This window comes from Jiangella asiatica (assembly GCF_004349065.1).
Lineage (GTDB): Bacteria > Actinomycetota > Actinomycetes > Jiangellales > Jiangellaceae > Jiangella > Jiangella asiatica.
Window position 1 is genome coordinate 24,736 of sequence record NZ_SMKZ01000001.1, and the last position, 17,974, is coordinate 42,709.

Consider the following 17,974-nt stretch of genomic DNA (forward strand, 5'->3'; position numbering starts at 1 on the left):
GCGTCGAGGGATCGTGGTCGGGGCGAGAGATCAGACGCGGCGGAAGAGGAGGGCGCGCTTGACCTCCTGGATCGCCTTGGTGACTTCGATCCCTCGTGGACACGCATCTGTGCAGTTGAACGTGGTGCGGCAGCGCCACACGCCGTCGCGGTCGTTGAGGATCTCCAGCCGCTGCTCGGCGCCCTCGTCGCGGGAGTCGAAGATGAACCGGTGCGCTCCGACGATTGCCTGTGGACCGAAATACTGCCCATCTGTCCAGTAGATCGGACAGGAGGAGGTGCAGGCCGCGCACATGATGCACTTGGTGGTGTCGTCGTAGCGGGCGCGCTCCTCCGGCGACTGGCGGCGCTCGCGGGTCGGCTCGTTCCCGCTGGTGATGAGGAACGGCATGATCGACTTGTAGGCCTCGAAGAACGGGTCCATGTCGACCACGAGGTCCTTCAGCACCGTCATGCCCTTGATCGGCTCGACGGTGATGGGCTTGTCCAGCGGCAGGTCCTTGAGCAGCGTCTTGCAGGCCAGCCGGTTACGGCCGTTGATGCGCATCGCGTCGGAGCCGCAGATGCCGTGCGCGCAGGAGCGGCGGAACGTCAGCGAGCCGTCGATCTCCCACTTGATCTTGTGCAGGGCGTCCAGCACGCGATCGGTGCCGTGCATGGTGACCGTGTGGTCCTCCCAGCGCGGCTCGGTGTCCGACTCCGGGTTGAAGCGGCGCAGCCGCACGGTGACCTGGAACGACGGCACGACGCTGGAGGCGGCCGGCGCTTCGGCAACAGCAGTCATCAGAACGTGCGCTCCATCGGCTGGTATCGGGTGACGACGACGGGTTTGAAGTCCAGCCGCACGCCCTCGCCGGTGCGGTACGCCATGGTGTGGCGCATGTAGTTGACGTCGTCACGGTTCTGGTAGTCCTCGCGGAAGTGGCCGCCGCGCGACTCCTTGCGCTCCATGGCGCCGACGACGATGACCTCCGCGAGGTCGAGCAGGAAGCCGAGCTCCACCGCCTCGAGCAGGTCGGTGTTGAATCGCCGGCCCTTGTCCTGGACGGCGATGTTCTGGTACCGAGCCTTCAGCGCTTGGATGTCGGACAGCGCCTGCTTCAGGGTCGCCTCGGACCGGAACACCTGGGCATTCGCGTCCATGGTCTCCTGCAGCTCGCGCCGGATCACGGCGACCCGCTCGCCGTCGGAACGGTCGCGGATGCCCTCCAGCTGCGCGACCGTCTCGTCGGCCGGCGACGACGGCAGCTCCACCCAGGGTGCCCGGGACGCGAACGCGGCCGCGGCCAGGCCGGCCCGCCGGCCGAACACGTTGATGTCCAGCAGCGAGTTGGTGCCCAGTCGGTTGGCGCCGTGGACGCTGACACAGGCGACCTCGCCGGCCGCGTACAGCCCGGGCAGCACCTGCGAGTTGTCGGCCAGCACCTCCGCGTCCACCGTCGTCGGCATGCCGCCCATCGCGTAGTGCGCGGTCGGGAAGACCGGGACCGGCTCGGTGTACGGCTCGACGCCGAGGTAGGTGCGGGCGAACTCGGTGATGTCGGGGAGCTTGGCGTCGATATGCGCCGGCTCCAGGTGGGTGAGGTCGAGCAGCACGTAGTCCTTGTCGGGGCCGCAGCCGCGGCCCTCGCGCACCTCGTTGGCCATCGCCCGGGCGACGACGTCGCGGGGCGCCAGGTCCTTCAGCGTCGGGGCGTAGCGCTCCATGAACCGCTCGCCCTCGCTGTTGCGCAGGATCGCGCCCTCGCCGCGGGCCGCCTCCGACAGCAGGATGCCGAGGCCCGCCAGGCCCGTCGGGTGGAACTGGAAGAACTCCATGTCCTCCAACGGCAGCCCACGCCGGAACGCGATTGCCATGCCGTCGCCGGTCAGCGTGTGCGCGTTGGAGGTGGTCTTGTAGACCTTGCCGGCACCACCGGTGGCGAACACGACCGCCTTGGCTTGGAAGACGTGGATCTCGCCGGTGGCCAGCTCGTACGCCACGACGCCGGCGGTGCGCCGGACGCCGTCGACCTCGGTGAACAGCAGGTCGAGCACGTAGAACTCGTTGTAGAACTCCACCCCGTGCTTGATGCACTGCTGGTAGAGCGTCTGCAGGATCATGTGGCCGGTGCGGTCAGCGGCGTAGCAGGACCGGCGGACGGCGGCCTCGCCGTGCTTGCGGGTGTGCCCGCCGAACCGGCGCTGGTCGATGAGTCCGTCGGGCGTGCGGTTGAACGGCAGCCCCATCTTCTCCAGGTCCAGGACGGCGTCGATGGCCTCCTTCGCCATCACCTCCGCGGCGTCCTGGTCGACCAGGAAGTCACCGCCCTTGACGGTGTCGAAGGTGTGCCACTCCCAGTTGTCCTCCTCGACGTTGGCCAGCGCGGCGCACATGCCGCCCTGTGCCGCGCCGGTGTGGGAGCGGGTCGGGTAGAGCTTGGTCAGCACGGCGGTGCGTACCCGCTGGCCGGATTCGAGGGCCGCGCGCATCCCTGCCCCGCCGGCGCCCACGATCACCACGTCGTACTTGTGGGTCTGCATGAAAGTGCCTTTCCGAAACACCGCTAGGGGGCCTGGCAGAACGACGGCAGCAGGTCAGCGGCCGCGTCCGGCGGGCAGGGGTCGAACGTGAAGATGACGAGCGTGCCGAGGACGACGGTGATGGTGGTCGCCGTGTAGAGGCCGACCTTGAGCCACATGCGCAGCTGGTCGCGCTCGGCGTAGTCGTTGATGACCGTGCGCAGCCCGTTGGTGCCGTGGATCATCGCCAGCCACAGCATCATCAGGTCCCAGACCTGCCACAACGGGTCGGCCCACTTGCCGGCCACGAACGCGAAGTCGAGCGCGTTGATGCCGTCACCGGTCATGAGGTTCACGAACAGATGCGTGAAGACCAGGATGAGCAGCAGCATGCCCGAGGCGCGCATGAACAGCCAGGAGTACAGCTCGGTGTTGGTGCGGCCGCGCAGCCGGCGGGGCGACCGCGGCGCGGGGATGTTGGGAGCGACCGTCGTCATCGCTCAGCCTCCGAACACGTGCGAGAGATGACGGATGACGAACGGCACCATCAGCACCACCCAGAGCACGCCGACGGCGACGAACATGTGCCGTTGGTAGCGCGGGCCCTTGGACCAGAAGTCGACGAGCACGATGCGCAGGCCGTTGAACGCGTGGAACACCACCGCGCCGACCAGGCCGACCTCCATGAGCCCGACGATCGGGTTCTTGTAGGTGGCGATGACCTCGTTGTACGCCTCCGGCGACACCCGCACCAGGGCGGTGTCGAGGATGTGCGCGAAGAGGAAGAAGAAGATGCCCACTCCGGTGACCCGGTGGGCCACCCATGACCACATGCCTTCGCGGCCGCGGTAGAGCGTGCCTGCTGGTGCCTTGGGCACGGACTGATGCCTTCCGATGTGACGGCGGGAGCCGGCGCATCCTGGCTCCGGCCGACGCCAATCGTAGCTTCGCCGATGGCTCCGCTTCCGTGGCCAATCTCACGTCTGGCCTGCTCAGAGGCCTGTTCTAGCAGTGAGATCTCTCACTGAGGGTGGCCTAACTCGCCGGAGATCCTACGCCGCGGGCACGTCCAGTCGCCGTCGCGCCGGCCGATGCGTGCAATGCTCGTGTCATCGGATTCGTCCTGGTTCGTAGAGGATGGATCGGTGGCCCGGCGACAGGGGAAGCAGGGTGCTCACGGCGAGCGACACGGCGGCGCTACAGCAACTCGCCCGTGACGAGCTGCCGGGCTTGTACGGCCTCGCCCGGCACCTCGCCGGGCCCAACGAAGCCGAGGACCTCGTTCAGGAGGCCCTGCTGAGGGCTTGTGAGTCGTTCGGGTCGCTGCGTGAGCACAGAGCCGGCGCCCGATGGCTGCGGGTCATTCTCACCAACGTGTGGCGTGACCGGGTCCGCAAGGAGACCCGGACGGCCCGTGAGGTCCCGGTCGACGACGTCGAGGCGTTCTCGCTCTACCGCGTGCTTGTCGACGAGGACCCGTACCCGTACTCGGACACGCTGCACCTGGACTTCCTGGGCGCGTTCACCGACGGCGATGTGGACACGGTGCTCCTGCGACTCCCGCCTCGCTATCGCGCGCCGCTGGTCCTGCGCTACGTCGAGGGCTTCGCCACCCGTCAGATCGCCCAGCTGCTCGAGCTTCCGCTCGGGACCGTCCTGTCCCAGCTGCATCGGGGCAGAAAGCTCTTCGAGCGCGCCATGTGGGACTACGCCGACGAGTGCGGCTTCGTGGCCCGTCGCGACGCGGCTCGGTCGGTGTGAGGAGAGGAATGGGCATGGTGGATCGCATGATCAGCTGCGTCGAGGCGGTCCGGCATCTCTGGGAGTTCCTCGACCAGGGACTGCCCGACGATGCCAATCAAGCCGTCGAGGAGCACTTGGCCCGGTGCGTGCGCTGCTGCGGTGAGCTGGAGTTCGCCAGGAAGCTGCGCGGGGTGCTCCGGACGGCGACCGCGGGCCAGCTTCCCGACGATGTCCGGGGCCGTCTGGCGGGGTTCATCGACGATCTCGACCATGCGGAGTGAACGGGAGCATCGACATGAGCGGCGACCTGATGTTCCAGGACGAGATCCGCACCAAGGTCCGTCTCGCCTACCGTGCGATACCCCAGGGGGCCGGGCGGCCCGTGGCAGAGCGGTTCTACTCCGAAGCGGAGCTGTCGTCGGTTCCCGAATGCGCGGTCGACTGGGCGCTCGGTGTCGGCAACCCCGTCCGGCATGCCGGGATCTCGCCCGGGGACGTGGTACTCGACATCGGCTGCGGAGGAGGCATCGATTCGATCCTCGCCGCTGGTCGTGTCGGTCCGGGCGGCCGCGTGATCGGGCTGGACATGCTTCCGGAGATGTGCGCGCGAGCCCGCGACGCGGCAGGAGAGGCGGGCGTGGTAGCCCGGTGCGAGTTCATGGTGGGTCTGATGGAGGACATCCCGCTACCGGACGCGTCCGTGGATGTGGTCGTCTCGAATGGGGTCATCAATCTCTCGCCGCGCAAGAGCCGCGCACTCTCGGAGATCGCCCGCGTGCTGACGCCGGGCGGGAGGTTCTGCGTCGCCGACCTGACCGTCGAGGACGATCTGCCGGCCGAGGTGCTCACCAGTGACGCGGCCTGGGCCGGATGTGTCTCGGGCGCCCTGTCCGAGCGGGTGTTCCGCCGGAAGCTCGATCACGCCGGGCTGGCCGGAGTCGAGATCAGCGAGCGCGTCGCGTTCGGCATCGAGGACGTCGGGTTGTATCCGCTGTTCACTCCCGACGTGCTGGACCTGATGAGCAGAGCGATACCCGAAGACCGGCGTGGCGGCGTGGCTGTCGGGGTCATCGTCCACGCCGTCGCGGCCGAGCTCTGAGGTCGCGACGGGACCAGCTGCAATGCCCCTGAAGCGATAAGCGTCCTGGTGTGCAGAAGGAACAAGTCGGACGGGGAGGTCGTCATGGCGACTGGATCGGTACAGACAGGAACCGAGCCGAACCTGCGGGTGGGGTCGGGTCTGATGGCATTGGCCGGAGTGGGGTTCATCGGGTACGGGGTGATCTTCTTCATCTTGAACTTCTCCGATGACTTCCTGGAACTCGGGATCACCACCGAACAGGTCCCGGTGACCCGGGACGAGATCAAGCAGTTCAGTCCGGAGTTGTTTGAGTACGTCTCCCACCTGCACATCGCGATCGCGGGCTTCCTGATCGCGCTGGGCGTGGCACTGGCCGCTCTGGCCTGGCTGGGCGTGCAGAACGGCCAGCGCTGGGCGTGGTGGACGGCCGTCGTGACGGCAGTGCTCGCGGTAGGCGTCGCACTTCCCGCGCACTACCCGAACGACTTCGACACGATCGAGCATCTGGGGCCCATCTACCTCGCGGTGGCGATTTTCGTGGTCGGTGCGCTCCTGACCCTGCGGGTCGCGGTGCCGCGCCCCGGCGTGCACCGACCGGGAGAGTGAGACCGAGATGAGCACCGGTACTCCCGTCGAGCCGGCGGCATTGCGGGCCTCGGTGCGCGTGAAATACGCCGAGGTGGCGGCCCACCCGGACGGTGAGTTCCATTTCCGCACGGGCCGGTCGCTGGCCAGGCTCCTCGACTACGACGGGGACCTCGTCGCGGCGCTGCCCGACCGGGCGGTCGAGTCGTTCGCCGGTGTGGCCAACCCGTTCTCGCTTCGTCCGCTCTGCCAGGGTGACCGGGTGGTCGACGTCGGGTCGGGTGCCGGCTTCGACTCGATCGTCGCCGCCCACCTGGTCGGGGACGACGGCGAGGTGGTGGGCGTGGACATGACGCCGGACATGCTGGCCAAGTCGCGGGAGACAGTGCGGCTGATGGGCCTCGATCATCATGTCGAGTTCCGCGAGGGCCTCGCCGAATCTCTCCCAGTCGACGACGGCTGGGCCGATGTCGTGATCTCCAACGGCGTGCTCAACCTCGTCGCGGACAAGGACCGTGCCCTTGCCGAGATCTACCGGGTTCTGTCCCCCGAGGGACGGCTGCAGTTCGCCGACATCGCGGTCGGGGCGCTGGTGCCCGCCGCGGCGGTCTGCAACATCGACCTCTGGACCGACTGCATCGCGGGCGGACTGTCCTGCGACGAATGGCGACTGCGGCTGACGGCAGCCGGATTCGCCGGAGTCCGGATCGGGCCGCCCGTCGACATCTACAGCGGAACTCCGGGACAGGCGAACGCCCGCCGGTACCAGGTCTTCGGTTACCCGTTCAGCGCTCGCAGACCTCGTCGGGCGGCTGGCTGAACACGCTGCTGCGGCTCGACCGCTACGCCGCGGGCGCCTTCTGGGCCTGGCGGACGATCGCCGTCCCGTAGTGTTCGAGCAGCTGCCCGCAGACGGCGTCCCAGGACCGGCCGTAGACGGACTCGCGGGCGGCCGCGGCCATCCGGACCCGCCGGACGGGGTCCGCCGCGATCCGGCCCACCGCGGCTCGCAGCTGGTCGGCGTCGCCGGTGTCGACGAGGTAGCCGGACCAGCCGTGGTGGACCAGGTCCAGCGGGCCACCGCGGTCCGGTGCGACGACCGGGACCCCCGACGCCAGCGCTTCTTGGACGGCCTGACAGAACGTCTCGGCCGGCCCGGTGTGTACGAACACGTCAAGGCTCGCGTACGCGCGCGAGAGCGCCTCGCCGGTGCGGAAGCCCAGGAATGCCGCGTCCGGCAGCGCGTCGCGCAGGGCGTCCTCGCTGGGCCCGCCGCCCACGATCGCCAGCTTGACGCCAGGCAGGTCGCGCAGGGCGGTCAGCGACGCGACGTGCTTCTCCGGTGCCAGTCGCCCGACGTAGCCGACGATGATTTCGCCGTCGGGTGCCAACTCGCGACGCAGCTCGTCGTCGCGGTGCGCGGGATGGAAGCGGACCAGGTCGACGCCGCGTCCCCATCGCACCAGCCGCGGGAAGCCGTGCGTGGCGAGCTGGTTCAGCGTCGCCGACGACGGTGCCAGGGTGAGGTCCGCCTGCTCGTGGATGCGCCGCAGCCAGGCCCAGATGGCGTCGTCGCCGATGGTGCGCCACAGCCGGTAGCCGCGGGCGAAGCCGGCCAGGTCGGTCTGGAAGACCGCCACGGTCGGCAGCCCCAGCCGGGCCGCTGCGCTCATGCCCGCCTTGCCCAGCCAGACCGGCGAGGCCAGGTGGACGACGTCGGGCTCGAAGTCGCGCAGGAGGCGGCCGACCCGGCGGCGGGTCGACAGCCCGACGATGCTGTCGTCGTTGCCGGGCAGGGTGAACGACGGCACCCGCGCCACCGGCTGCCCGGCGTACTCGGTGACGCCCTCGCCCGGTGCCACCACGAGGGCGGCGTGGCCGTGCCGGGTGAGGTGCTCGACGACCCGGCACACCGAGTTCGTGACGCCGTTGATCTGGGGAAGGAACGACTCTGCGACGATCGCTACCCGCATGCCTCCACGGTGGGGGTGACCGGTGGCGCGACGGCGAGACCGGCATGAATGGCGGGTGACACTCTGACGACCGATGGTCGCTTCCCGACGACGACCGCGATCGTTTCCCGGTACAACGATCTCACTATCAGAGACGCACGGTGACTCAGCGTGACGGAAGACCTCAAGATCGATGAGACGGCGGGTGGCGTCGAAGGGAAGTAGCGCGTGACGACCGAGATCGGGACTCCTGCCCGCGTGCTGCTCGTCGGAAAGCGGGTCCGCGTTCTCGACGAGCTGGGCCGAGCATTGCGCGAGGCCGGCATGGTCGTCCGTGAGGAGACCGACGCCGAACGGGTCCGGTACGGCATCGACGGCGCCAGCATCGACATCCTGGCCCTGGGCCGCGCCGTCACCGGCCCCAAGCGCGACCGGATGATCGACGCGCTCAAGGCGCAGAACCCGACGCTGCGGGTGGTCGACGGCCTCGCGCCGATCCCGTCACTGCTGGTGGCGCAGATCCGCGAGGTGGTCACGGCCCCCAACCGCGACATCCGGATCATCGGCGCGGCCGCCTACGAGTCCGGTGACAACAGCATCGTCCTGGTGCTGCGCCGACCGGCGAACGTCGACGTCAGGCTGCACCGCCTGGACCCGCTGTACCGGGTGCACCTCACCGACGTCTACACCGGACCCCTGGACCGCGGCCGGCAGCGGCTACCGCTGGGCCGACGGGTCGGCCGCGGCGAGCGGTTCCTCGTCGTCGAGGCCGACGGGGAGACGACGGTGCACCAGCTCGGCTGAGCCGGGCCGCCGCCCACTCGGTGTGCACAACATCACGTGCACAGGACGTGTGCAGAAAGTCACCACCCGACAGCGGGCCATCGTCACTACCGTGGGCTCATCGCGCCGGTGACGAGGAGGTGGCCATGAGCACGACGGAGTCCGGCCTGCCCATCCGGCCGGTCTACGGGCCGCCGGACCTGGCCGAGTGGCCCGCGGCGGAGCGGCTCGGCGAACCGGGCGGCTACCCGTACACCCGCGGCGTCTACCCGACCATGTACACCGGCCGGCCGTGGACCATGCGCCAGTACGCCGGCTTCGGCACGGCGGCGGAGTCGAACGCGCGCTACCACCAGCTGGTGGAGGCGGGCACCGGCGGCCTCTCGGTGGCGTTCGACCTGCCGACGCAGATGGGCTACGACTCCGACTCGCCGGTTGCCGCCGGTGAGGTCGGCAAGGTCGGCGTCGCCATCGACTCGATCGAGGACATGCGGGTGCTGTTCGACGGCATCCCCCTCGGCGAGGTGTCGACGTCCATGACCATCAACGCGCCGGCCGCCTTGCTCCTGCTGCTGTACCAGCTGATCGGGGTCGAACAGGGAGTGCCCGGGCACCAGCTCACCGGGACGGTCCAGAACGACGTGCTCAAGGAGTACATCGCCCGCGGCACCTACATCTACCCGCCGGCCGCGTCGCTGCGGCTGACCAGCGACATCTTCGCGTACTGCCACCGCGAGATCCCGCGCTGGAACACGATCTCCATCTCCGGGTACCACATGGCCGAGGCCGGGGCGACGCCCGTGCAGGAGGTCGCGTTCACGCTGGCCAACGCCCGCGAGTACGTCCGGACGGCGCTGTCGGCCGGGCTCGACGTGAACGAGTTCGGACCGCGGCTGTCGTTCTTCTTCGTCTCGCGGACCACGCTGCTGGAGGAGGTGGCGAAGTTCCGCGCCGCGCGGCGCATCTGGGCGCGGGTGATGCGCGAGGAGTTCGGCGCCACCAACCCGAAGGCGCAGATGCTGCGCTTCCACACCCAGACGGCGGGCGTGCAGCTCACCGCGCAGCAGCCGGAGGTGAACCTGGTCCGGGTCGCGGTGCAGGCGCTGGCGGCGGTGCTCGGCGGCACTCAATCGCTGCACACCAACTCCTACGACGAGGCCATCGCGCTGCCGACGGAGAAGGCGGCCCGGCTGGCGCTGCGCACCCAGCAGGTGCTCGCGTACGAGACGGACGTGACCCGCACGGTCGACCCGTTCGCGGGGTCGTACGCGGTGGAGTCGCTCACCGACGAGCTCGAGGCGGCCGCCGTCGGCCTGATGACCCGGGTCGAAGACCTCGGTGGCGCCGTCGCCGCCATCGAGCGCGGCTTCCAGAAGGACGAGATCGAGCAGTCCGCGTACGACGTCGCCAAGCAGATCGACGGCGGCGCGCGCACCGTCGTCGGCGTCAACCGCTACGTCACCAACAACGAGGAGCCGTACGAGCCGCTGCGGGTCGACCCCGCCATCGAGGCCGCGCAGGCGGACCGGCTGGCCCGGCTGCGCGCGGAGCGTGACGCCGACGCCGTCGACCGCGCCCTCGACGAGCTGCGCACCGCCGCGACCGGCAGCGACAACGTGCTGGACCCGATGCGCACGGCGCTGGCCGCGCGGGCCACCGTCGGCGAGGTCTGCGACGCCCTGCGCGAGGTATGGGGGACGTACACACCGGCCACCGGGGTCTGACGGTTCCAGGCTCCGGGCAGCGGGGCGCTTACCATGTGCGCCGGGGCTGGCTCCGTCACCGTGGACGCGGAGCGGCCCACGACCCATGGAGGGACCGATGAGCCGACGAGCCGCGACGCTCGCCGTGTTGGTGGCCGCCGCGCTGGCAGGCTGCTCCGAGCCGGGCGACGAGCCCGAGGGGTTGGGCGGGACCACCGGGACCGGAACCTCGTCGGCCGAGCCCGACCCCACCGAGCCCGGGTCGACCGGGACCTCCGGCAACGAGGACTCGCCGGAGCCTGAGCCGAGTCCCGGCTTCACGCAGCCGTACCTGCCCGAGGGCGAGGAGAGCGTCATCGAGCTGGCCACCGAGCTGCCGATCGACGTCCCCGACGACGCTACGGAGGAGGAGACGGCGGTGCTGACCGCCGTCGGCCGGTTCATGGCGAGCTGGGACGCCATCCTCTTCGGCGCTGACCCGGAGACCGCCCGGCTGGCCGAGACCGCCACCGACCCGCAGTTCTCGCGCCTGGTGCAATATGCGACCGAGTCGACGATGGATCAGCGGGTGACGGTGGGCGAGCCCACGGTCGTCGAGCTGATGGACATCCAGGTCGACGACACGACCGCCGAGGTCGATGTCTGCATCACCATGACCAACTGGGTCGAGTACGTGGGCGGCGAGGCCGAGCCGCTGGACGCGGTGGAGCGGCAGGTGCTGACCGTGAAGGACGTCGAGGGCCGCTGGCTGGTGTCCGACGCCAATCCGAAGGGCGCCACCGGCTGCTCGTGAGGCCCGGCTCCAGCGCGGTGACTGGTACATTGACGCCTGGTATGGTACGGGCAACCTTGGCCGCGAACTCGATGGAGTAGCGAGAGATATGTCCAAGCTGGTGCGAACCGGACTCATGGCTGGCGCCATGGCGATGATCCTGGCGGTGGGCACGACCGCTCCTGCGTACGCCCGCGGTGGCGACGGCGGTGAAGAGACGGGCGGCGGCTACGAGGTCGAGGTCAGCGTCGTCTTCTCCGGCGACGCCGCTCCGGACGGCGGCGGTGGCTACACCATCTCGATGCCCGCCACGTGTTGGTGGGAGCAGATGTCGTACGACGGATGGCCCGAAAAGAATGTGCCTGCTGTCGATGGCACCAGCGCCGAGGCCATGCTCAAGTGGTACGACGCATACGTCGCGTCGCTCGGTTCGTCCAGCACCGGTGCCGGTTGGTACTACAGTCTGCCACCCCGAGAGTGGTTCCAGCAGCAGGCGGCGCTGGAAGACGCCGGCACTGACGTCACCTTCTACACGCCGCAGTGCCAGGGCGATGACGACTGGCCTCTGCTGGTGGAGCTCGGGTACACCGACGTGTACGACGGTGGCGACTTCCTCGGACAGATCCCGATCGTCCTCAACGCGTGGGAGGTCAACGTCAGCCCGCCTGAGCCGGTGGTCGACCCGGAGGACCTCGCCATCGAGGCTCGCGAGGTCATGGAGATCGCGGCGCCCGAGGTCGACCGCAACCCGAAGATGGCCGACGGCTCCGCGGCGACGTTCGTCAACCTGCCCACCTGGTTCTGGGTGACCGACCCGCAGTCGGTCGGCGGCGAGGACGGCGAGCTCAGTGTGCGCGCCGAGGTCGTCGGGTCTCCCGTGTGGGCGGAGGTCACCGCGAAGACCGGCGGCCTGTCGATCGCCTCGCCCGCCGGCTCCCGGGAGTGCGACCCCACACTCGCGATCCAGCCGTGGCAGGCCGGACTCGAGAACGCCTCCGGCTGCACCGTCGAGTTCTCGCGGGCTTCCGTCGCCTACCCCGGCGGCTACCCGGTGACCGCGTCGACGTTCTGGAACGCCACCTGGGAGGGTGTCAACCAGGGCGGCGCCGAGGTGGGTGGCGACCTCGACCCGCTCGAGCAGAGCGTCACGGTGAACGTGCCGGTCGCCGAGGTCCAGAGCGTCGTCGAGGGCGACGGCTGAACCTGACGAAATGCCCGGCCTGCCGGCGGTCGAAACCTGCCCAGGTGCAGGGCGGTGGAAAACGGCAGGTCGGCAGTTCACTCTCGTTCTGGTAACGACGCCGTTCGGTGCTCGCCGGAGTCCGGGGTTGCGGATAGCATCCACGCGTTCGGGCTCAGCAGGTTGGGCCGGGGGTGATCGAAGGGAGCATGCCCGTGCGTCGGGTCATGAAACTCGCCGCGGGGTTCGCTGCCGCGGCTGTGATGCTCGCGGGATGCGCGAGCGACGACGACGGCGACGCTGGGACGTCGGAGACCGGCGGTAGCGAGGACGCCAGCGTCGGCCTGGCCTTCGACGTCGGCGGCCGAGGCGACCTGTCGTTCAACGACTCCGCCGCCGCCGGCATCGAGCGCGCGGCGGACGAGCTCGGCATCACGTTCCAGGAGCTGTCGCCCAACGAGGACGGCTCCAACCGCGCCGACCTCCTGCGCCAGCTCGCCGACGAGGGCCACAACCCCGTCATCGGCATCGGCTACGCGTTCGGCGCCGACATGGACACCGTTGCCGCGGAGTACCCGGACGTCCAGTTCGTCCGCATCGACGGCGGGCCGAGCGAACTGGAGAACGTCGCGGTGATGACGTTCGCCGACGAGCAGGGCTCGTTCCTCATGGGCGTCGCCGCGGCGCTGAAGTCCGAGTCGGGCATGATCGGCCTCATCGGCGGCAACGAGGGCGCGGTCATCAACGCCTTCGCCGCCGGCTTCAAGCAGGGCGTGGCCGCCGTCGACCCCGCCATCCAGGTGCAGGACCAGCGGCTGGCGCCGGGCGAGGACGCGCGCGGCTTCGACGACGCCGCCGGTGCCCGGGTCGCCGCGGAGGCGATGTACCAGTCCGGAATCGACGTCATCTACACCCCGGCGGGTCAGTCGAACATCGGCACCTTCCAGGCGGCCGCCGCGGCCGACGCGTGGGCCATCGGCACCGACTCCGACCAGTGGGAGACCGCCGGCGACCCGGAGCTGCAGGCTCACATCCTGTCGTCCATGCTCAAGCGGGTCGACAACGCGGTGTTCGAGAGCGTCAGCACCTTCCTGGAGGAGGGCGCGCTGGAGTCCACCGCCTACGACCTGTCAACCGACGGTGTCGGTTACGCCACCAGCGGTGGCTTCATCGACGACATCACCGATCAGCTGGACGACTACAAGCAGCAGATCATCGACGGCGAGATCGAGGTCAGCCGGACCGAGTGACGCAGCCGTGACCACGTCGCCGGGAGCCCGCGGCACCTCGTGCCCGGGCGGCCCGGCGACGTGTGTGTCGGAGGGAGCACCGTGACCGCGGAACCCGTCGTCGAGCTCGACGGCATCACCAAGCGCTTCCCGGGGGTCGTCGCCAACCACGACGTCGACCTCACCGTGCTGCGCGGCGAGGTCCACGCCATCGTGGGCGAGAACGGCGCCGGCAAGTCCACCCTGATGAAGACCCTGTACGGCATGCACCGGCCGGACGAGGGGACCATCCGGGTCGACGGCTCGCCGGTCGACTTCCACAGCCCCAACGACGCCATCGCCGCCGGCATCGGCATGGTGCACCAGCACTTCATGCTCGCCGACAACCTGACGGTTCTGGAGAACATCGTGCTGGGCGCCGAGCCGCGCGCCGGCGGCCGGCTCGACTACGCGACCGCCCGCGAGCGCATCCGGGAGCTCTCGCAGCGCTATGGCCTGGGCTTGCACCCGAACCGGCTGGTGGCGGAGCTGTCCGTCGCCGACCGGCAACGGGTCGAGATCGCCAAGGTGCTGTTCCGGGGCGCCCGAGTGATCATTCTCGACGAGCCGACGGCCGTGCTCGTGCCCCAGGAGGTCGACGCGCTCTTCACCAACCTCGCCGGGCTGCGGGGCGAAGGCCTGGCCGTGGTGTTCATCAGCCACAAGCTCGACGAGGTGCTCAAGGTCGCCGACACCATCACCGTCATCCGCCGCGGCACGACGGTGGCGACGGTCGAGCCGTCGGCCACAACACCGCGGCAGCTGGCCGAGCTGATGGTCGGCAGCGAGCTGCCGACGCCGGAGACCCGGGAGTCCACCGTCACCGACGTGGTGCAGCTGCGGGTCGACGGGCTCACCGTCACCAGCGACGAGGGCTTCGAGCTGCTCTCCGACGTCAGCTTCTCGGTTCGCCGCGGCGAGATCGTCGGGTTCGCCGGTGTCGAGGGCAACGGGCAGAGCGAGCTGGTCGAGGCGATCATGGGACTGCGCAAGCCCAGCGCCGGGCGGGTCGTGCTCGGCGGCGAGGACATGACCGAGTGGACGGCGCAGCGCCGCCGCCGCGCCGGCATCGGGTTCGTCCCGGAGGACCGGCACCGGCAGGCTCTGCTGCTCGAAGCGCCGCTGTGGGAGAACCGCATGCTCGGGCACCAGGACCAGGCGCCGCTCGGCGGCCGGTTCTGGATCAACCCGGCCGCGGCCCGCACGGACACCCAACGGGTCATGGACGAGTACGACGTGCGGGCGCCGGGTCCGGAGACGCTGGCCGGCGCGTTGTCCGGCGGCAACCAGCAGAAGCTGGTCATCGGCCGGGAGATGAGCGCCGAGCTGGCGATGCTGGTGGCGGCGCACCCCACGCGAGGCGTCGACGTCGGAGCCCAGGCGGGTATCTGGGACCGCATCCGTGACGCCCGCGCGGCGGGTTTGGCCACGGTGCTCATCTCAGCCGATCTCGAGGAGCTGCTGGGGTTGTCCGACACCCTCTACGTCATCCTGCGCGGCAGGCTCGTCGCGAAGCTCGATCCGGCGGAGGTGACGCCGGAGACCCTCGGGTCATACATGACCGGCGCAGCGCTGGAGGAGTCGGCATGACGCGGGTCGTCGCATGGGCGCGCGGGTTCGCGCCGACGGTGGTGGCGCTGGGCGTCGCCCTGCTCGTGACCGCGCTGTTCATCCTGATCATCGGTGAGAACCCGCTCGCGGCGCTGCGGGCACTGTTCGACTTCGGCGAGTCGCCGACGGCCCAGGCCAACTCGCTGGGCGTGTGGATCAACCGGGCGGCGCCGCTGTTCCTGTCCGGGCTCGCGGTCAGCGTCGGCTTCCGGATGGGCCTGTTCAACATCGGTGTGGAGGGGCAGTATCGCATCGCGACCGTCATCGCGGCCGGCGTGGGCGCGGCCATCGTGGCGCCGGCTCCGCTGCACGTCCTGGTGATCATCCTGGTGGCGATGCTGGCCGGTGCGGCGTACGCGGCGATCCCGGCCGTGCTCAAGGTGACCCGCGGCGTCAGCGAGGTCATCTCGACGATCATGCTGAACTCGATCGCCATCGGCATCGCCGCCTACCTGATCCGCCGACCGTTCGCCGACCCGGATCTCGGTGAGGGCGAGAACACCACCACGCGGGACCTGCCGGAGTCCGGGCGCATTCCCGGCATCAACGACCTCTTCGGCCTGCTGGGCCTGGAGGAGCCGCGCCGGCCGGTCTACGGCTTCGTCTTCATCGCCATCCTGGTCGGCATCGTCATGGCGGTGGTCCTGTCGCGGACCCGGTTCGGCTTCGAGCTGCGCACCAGCGGCCTGAACCCGTCGGCGGCCACCGCCAACGGCGTCTCCGCCAGCTCCATGACCATCAAGGCGATGGTGCTGTCCGGCGCGCTGGCCGGCCTGGTCGGCCTGCCCGAGCTGCTGGGCGAGTCGTTCCGGTTCTCCGGCGAGTCCTTCGTGGCCGGCTACGGCTTCACCGGCATCGCCGTCGCGCTGCTGGGCCGCAACCGGCCGCTGGGCATTGCCGGCGCCGCGCTGCTGTTCTCGTTCCTCGACCGCGCCGGGCCACGGCTGCAGTCCGAGGGCATCCCACCGGCCGCCGTCGTGATCATGCAGGGCATCATCGTCCTCTGTGTCGTCATCGTCGACGAGATCGGCCGGCGCCGGCTGCTGCGGGCCGAGGAGCGCCGAGCCCGAGTCGAAGATCCGCAGACGGTGACCGAGGAGGTGGCGTCGTGACGGGCCTCACCCAGATGATCATGCGACGCCCGGACAGCGAGCCGTCGGGCTCGCGGTGGCGCACCGTGCTGCTGGTGGCGGCGCTGGGCTTCGTGGCGCTGTCCCTGGTCCGGGTCATCACCGACCAGGACGTCCTGACCAGCAGCGGTACTGCGCGGGCGATGCTGGTCCTGGCGCTGCCGATCGCCATGGCCGGTCTCGGCGGTCTGGTGGCCGAGCGCGCCGGCGTCATCAACATCGGGCTCGAGGGCATGATGATCCTCGGCACCTGGGGCGCCGGCTTCGGCGGCTGGCACGCGGGACCCTGGGGCGCCTTCGCAGGCGCCGTCATCGGCGGTGCGCTGGGAGGTCTGTTGCACGCCGTAGCCACCGTCACCTTCGGCGTCGACCACATCGTCAGCGGTGTCGCCATCAACCTGGTGGCGGCCGGCCTGGTGCGGTTCCTCTCCGAAGGCGTGTACGTCGGCAACGAGTCCGGCGGCGGCCCGACGCAGTCGCCGCAGATGAGCTCCGGGCCGGCGACGTTCGACGTCCCCATCCTGTCCTCCGGGCCGGACCTGCTCGGCCGGCTGGAAGACACCGGCATCCCGGTCATCGCCGACGCCGCCGGCGTCCTGCACGGCCTGACCAGCGACCTGACGGTCTTCGCCGTCATCGGCGTGCTGCTGCTGCCGCTTGCCTGGTTCGTCCTGTGGCGCACGGCGCTGGGGCTGCGCTGGAGGTCCGCCGGCGAGAACCCCCTCGCCGCCGAGACCCTGGGCGTCGACGTCTACCGGATCAAGTACCTGGCCGTCATCGTCAGCGGAGCCCTCGCCGGACTCGGCGGGCTGTTCCTGGTGCTGTTCACCGGCGGCTACCGCGAAGGCCAGACAGGTGGTCGCGGATACATCGGCCTGGCCGCGATGATCTTCGGGAACTGGCGGCCGGGCGGCCTCGCCACCGGTGCCGGGCTGTTCGGCTACTCCGACGCGGTGCGACTGCGGGCGTCGTCGTCACTGGCGGTGCTGGCGTTGGTGCTGCTCGTCGGCATCATCCTCGCGGCCATCGGGCTGCGCGACATCCTGCGCGGGCGCTACGTCCTCGGCGGGGTGTTGCTCGTGCTCGCCGGGCTCGCGGTGGTGGTGTGGGCGGTCGCGGACTCGCTGCCCACCGAGTTCACCGCGATGACCCCGTACATCGTGACCCTCGCGGTGCTCGCCAGCGCCACGCAGCGGTTGAGACCACCGGCGGCGGACGGGCTGAGATACCGGCGCGGCGAGGCACGGTGACCACCGAGATCGACTGGGACGCACTGCGGGCGGCTGCCGCGGAGATGGCCGGCCGCGCCTACGCGCCGTACTCGTCGTTCGCCGTCGGCGCCGCGGCCCTGGTCGACGACGGCCGGGTGGTCACCGGCTGCAACGTCGAGAACGCCGCCTACGGCGTGACCCTGTGCGCCGAGTGCGGATTGGTGTCGTCGCTGATCGCCGGCGGTGGCGGCCGGCTGGTGGCGTTCACCTGCGTCGGCGGTCCAGAGCGGCGGCTGACCACGCCGTGCGGCCGGTGCCGCCAGCTGCTGTGGGAGCACGGCGGCCCCGACCTGCTGGTAGAGACGCCCGAGGGCGTCCTGACCATGGACCGGATGCTGCCGCAGGCTTTCGGCCCCGACCAGCTACCGTGACCTGGTGATCATCTCCACCTAGA

At 70.0% G+C, this 17,974-nt stretch carries 19 protein-coding genes; 14 read left to right on the plus strand and 5 right to left on the minus strand.

All coding sequences use genetic code 11. The annotated features are described in order from the left end of the window. Window positions 1–30: 30 nt before the first annotated feature. From E1269_RS00115 to sdhC, 4 genes are read right to left on the minus strand one after another with little or no spacing between them, the layout of a single operon-like run. A complete protein-coding gene (locus E1269_RS00115) occupies window positions 31–783 on the minus strand; it encodes a succinate dehydrogenase iron-sulfur subunit (protein WP_131889773.1) in 753 nt (250 codons plus the stop codon). Beyond that, window positions 783–2,522, minus strand: coding sequence for a succinate dehydrogenase flavoprotein subunit (gene sdhA / locus E1269_RS00120; protein WP_131889775.1), 1,740 nt, complete (start codon window positions 2,520–2,522; stop codon window positions 783–785). The genes E1269_RS00115 and sdhA overlap by 1 nt, the downstream gene beginning before the upstream one ends. Before the next feature lie 23 nt (window positions 2,523–2,545). Continuing rightward, entirely contained in the window at window positions 2,546–2,998 is a 453-nt protein-coding gene (locus E1269_RS00125; protein WP_131889777.1) for a succinate dehydrogenase hydrophobic membrane anchor subunit, read from the minus strand. A 3-nt stretch (window positions 2,999–3,001) separates the two neighbouring features. After that, on the minus strand, window positions 3,002–3,379 hold the full coding sequence (sdhC, locus tag E1269_RS00130; RefSeq protein ID WP_131889779.1) for a succinate dehydrogenase, cytochrome b556 subunit: 378 nt from the start codon (window positions 3,377–3,379) through the stop codon (window positions 3,002–3,004). A gap of 292 nt (window positions 3,380–3,671) precedes the next feature. On the opposite strand from sdhC, the gene E1269_RS00135 reads away from it, so the two are divergent. From E1269_RS00135 to E1269_RS00155, 5 genes are all read left to right on the plus strand, one after another. Beyond that, the gene (locus E1269_RS00135) at window positions 3,672–4,262 is read left to right on the plus strand and encodes an RNA polymerase sigma factor (protein WP_203432620.1); all 591 of its coding nucleotides are present in this window, start codon (window positions 3,672–3,674) and stop codon (window positions 4,260–4,262) included. 14 nt (window positions 4,263–4,276) lie between these two features. After that, window positions 4,277–4,525, plus strand: a complete 249-nt coding sequence (locus tag E1269_RS00140; RefSeq protein ID WP_203432621.1) for a zf-HC2 domain-containing protein — start codon at window positions 4,277–4,279, stop codon at window positions 4,523–4,525. 14 nt (window positions 4,526–4,539) lie between these two features. After that, window positions 4,540–5,343, plus strand: coding sequence for a methyltransferase domain-containing protein (locus E1269_RS00145; RefSeq protein ID WP_131889783.1), 804 nt, complete (start codon window positions 4,540–4,542; stop codon window positions 5,341–5,343). A gap of 84 nt (window positions 5,344–5,427) precedes the next feature. Beyond that, on the plus strand, window positions 5,428–5,931 hold the full coding sequence (locus E1269_RS00150; protein ID WP_131889785.1) for a hypothetical protein: 504 nt from the start codon (window positions 5,428–5,430) through the stop codon (window positions 5,929–5,931). Between the two features lie 7 nt (window positions 5,932–5,938). Further along, entirely contained in the window at window positions 5,939–6,730 is a 792-nt protein-coding gene (locus tag E1269_RS00155) for a methyltransferase domain-containing protein (RefSeq protein ID WP_131889787.1), read from the plus strand. A 22-nt stretch (window positions 6,731–6,752) separates the two neighbouring features. On the opposite strand, the gene E1269_RS00160 is transcribed toward E1269_RS00155, so the two are convergent. Then, complete coding sequence (locus E1269_RS00160) at window positions 6,753–7,883, minus strand: glycosyltransferase family 4 protein (RefSeq protein ID WP_131889789.1); 1,131 nt, start codon at window positions 7,881–7,883, stop codon at window positions 6,753–6,755. Between the two features lie 207 nt (window positions 7,884–8,090). Between E1269_RS00160 and E1269_RS00165 the strand changes: the two genes are divergently transcribed. From E1269_RS00165 to E1269_RS00205, 9 genes are all read left to right on the plus strand, one after another. Beyond that, window positions 8,091–8,666 (plus strand): hypothetical protein, encoded by a 576-nt coding sequence (locus tag E1269_RS00165; protein WP_131889791.1) that lies wholly within the window; start codon window positions 8,091–8,093, stop codon window positions 8,664–8,666. 125 nt (window positions 8,667–8,791) lie between these two features. Then, window positions 8,792–10,369, plus strand: a complete 1,578-nt coding sequence (locus tag E1269_RS00170; protein ID WP_131889793.1) for an acyl-CoA mutase large subunit family protein — start codon at window positions 8,792–8,794, stop codon at window positions 10,367–10,369. 97 nt (window positions 10,370–10,466) lie between these two features. Further along, the gene (locus E1269_RS00175) at window positions 10,467–11,141 is read left to right on the plus strand and encodes a hypothetical protein (protein WP_131889795.1); all 675 of its coding nucleotides are present in this window, start codon (window positions 10,467–10,469) and stop codon (window positions 11,139–11,141) included. A gap of 88 nt (window positions 11,142–11,229) precedes the next feature. Next, window positions 11,230–12,321: a hypothetical protein gene (locus E1269_RS00180; protein ID WP_131889797.1), complete on the plus strand. Its 1,092-nt coding sequence runs from the start codon at window positions 11,230–11,232 to the stop codon at window positions 12,319–12,321. 188 nt (window positions 12,322–12,509) lie between these two features. After that, window positions 12,510–13,550: a BMP family lipoprotein gene (locus tag E1269_RS00185; protein WP_203432622.1), complete on the plus strand. Its 1,041-nt coding sequence runs from the start codon at window positions 12,510–12,512 to the stop codon at window positions 13,548–13,550. A gap of 81 nt (window positions 13,551–13,631) precedes the next feature. After that, window positions 13,632–15,158, plus strand: a complete 1,527-nt coding sequence (locus E1269_RS00190; protein ID WP_203432623.1) for an ABC transporter ATP-binding protein — start codon at window positions 13,632–13,634, stop codon at window positions 15,156–15,158. Beyond that, window positions 15,155–16,291 carry an ABC transporter permease gene (locus tag E1269_RS00195; RefSeq protein ID WP_131889799.1) on the plus strand — a complete coding sequence of 379 codons (1,137 nt, stop codon included), beginning with the start codon at window positions 15,155–15,157 and terminating at the stop codon, window positions 16,289–16,291. Before E1269_RS00190 ends, E1269_RS00195 begins: the two co-directional genes overlap by 4 nt. Continuing rightward, window positions 16,288–17,559, plus strand: a complete 1,272-nt coding sequence (locus tag E1269_RS00200) for an ABC transporter permease (protein ID WP_203432624.1) — start codon at window positions 16,288–16,290, stop codon at window positions 17,557–17,559. The genes E1269_RS00195 and E1269_RS00200 overlap by 4 nt, the downstream gene beginning before the upstream one ends. After that, window positions 17,556–17,951: a cytidine deaminase gene (locus tag E1269_RS00205; RefSeq protein ID WP_131889801.1), complete on the plus strand. Its 396-nt coding sequence runs from the start codon at window positions 17,556–17,558 to the stop codon at window positions 17,949–17,951. The genes E1269_RS00200 and E1269_RS00205 overlap by 4 nt, the downstream gene beginning before the upstream one ends. Window positions 17,952–17,974 lie beyond the last annotated feature (23 nt).

Bases quoted from the DNA above. Each gene is read 5' to 3' on its own strand.
- E1269_RS00160 (WP_131889789.1), bottom strand. From the start codon at position 7,883: ATGCGGGTAGCGATCGTCGCAGAGTCGTTCCTTCCCCAGATCAACGGC.
- E1269_RS00140 (WP_203432621.1), top strand. From the start codon at position 4,277: ATGGTGGATCGCATGATCAGCTGCGTCGAGGCGGTCCGGCATCTCTGG.
- E1269_RS00185 (WP_203432622.1), top strand. From the start codon at position 12,510: ATGCCCGTGCGTCGGGTCATGAAACTCGCCGCGGGGTTCGCTGCCGCG.
- E1269_RS00195 (WP_131889799.1), top strand. From the start codon at position 15,155: ATGACGCGGGTCGTCGCATGGGCGCGCGGGTTCGCGCCGACGGTGGTG.
- E1269_RS00145 (WP_131889783.1), top strand. From the start codon at position 4,540: ATGAGCGGCGACCTGATGTTCCAGGACGAGATCCGCACCAAGGTCCGT.
- E1269_RS00150 (WP_131889785.1), top strand. From the start codon at position 5,428: ATGGCGACTGGATCGGTACAGACAGGAACCGAGCCGAACCTGCGGGTG.
- sdhA (WP_131889775.1), bottom strand. From the start codon at position 2,522: ATGCAGACCCACAAGTACGACGTGGTGATCGTGGGCGCCGGCGGGGCA.
- E1269_RS00125 (WP_131889777.1), bottom strand. From the start codon at position 2,998: ATGACGACGGTCGCTCCCAACATCCCCGCGCCGCGGTCGCCCCGCCGG.
- E1269_RS00115 (WP_131889773.1), bottom strand. From the start codon at position 783: ATGACTGCTGTTGCCGAAGCGCCGGCCGCCTCCAGCGTCGTGCCGTCG.
- E1269_RS00175 (WP_131889795.1), top strand. From the start codon at position 10,467: ATGAGCCGACGAGCCGCGACGCTCGCCGTGTTGGTGGCCGCCGCGCTG.
- E1269_RS00155 (WP_131889787.1), top strand. From the start codon at position 5,939: ATGAGCACCGGTACTCCCGTCGAGCCGGCGGCATTGCGGGCCTCGGTG.
- E1269_RS00170 (WP_131889793.1), top strand. From the start codon at position 8,792: ATGAGCACGACGGAGTCCGGCCTGCCCATCCGGCCGGTCTACGGGCCG.
- E1269_RS00180 (WP_131889797.1), top strand. From the start codon at position 11,230: ATGTCCAAGCTGGTGCGAACCGGACTCATGGCTGGCGCCATGGCGATG.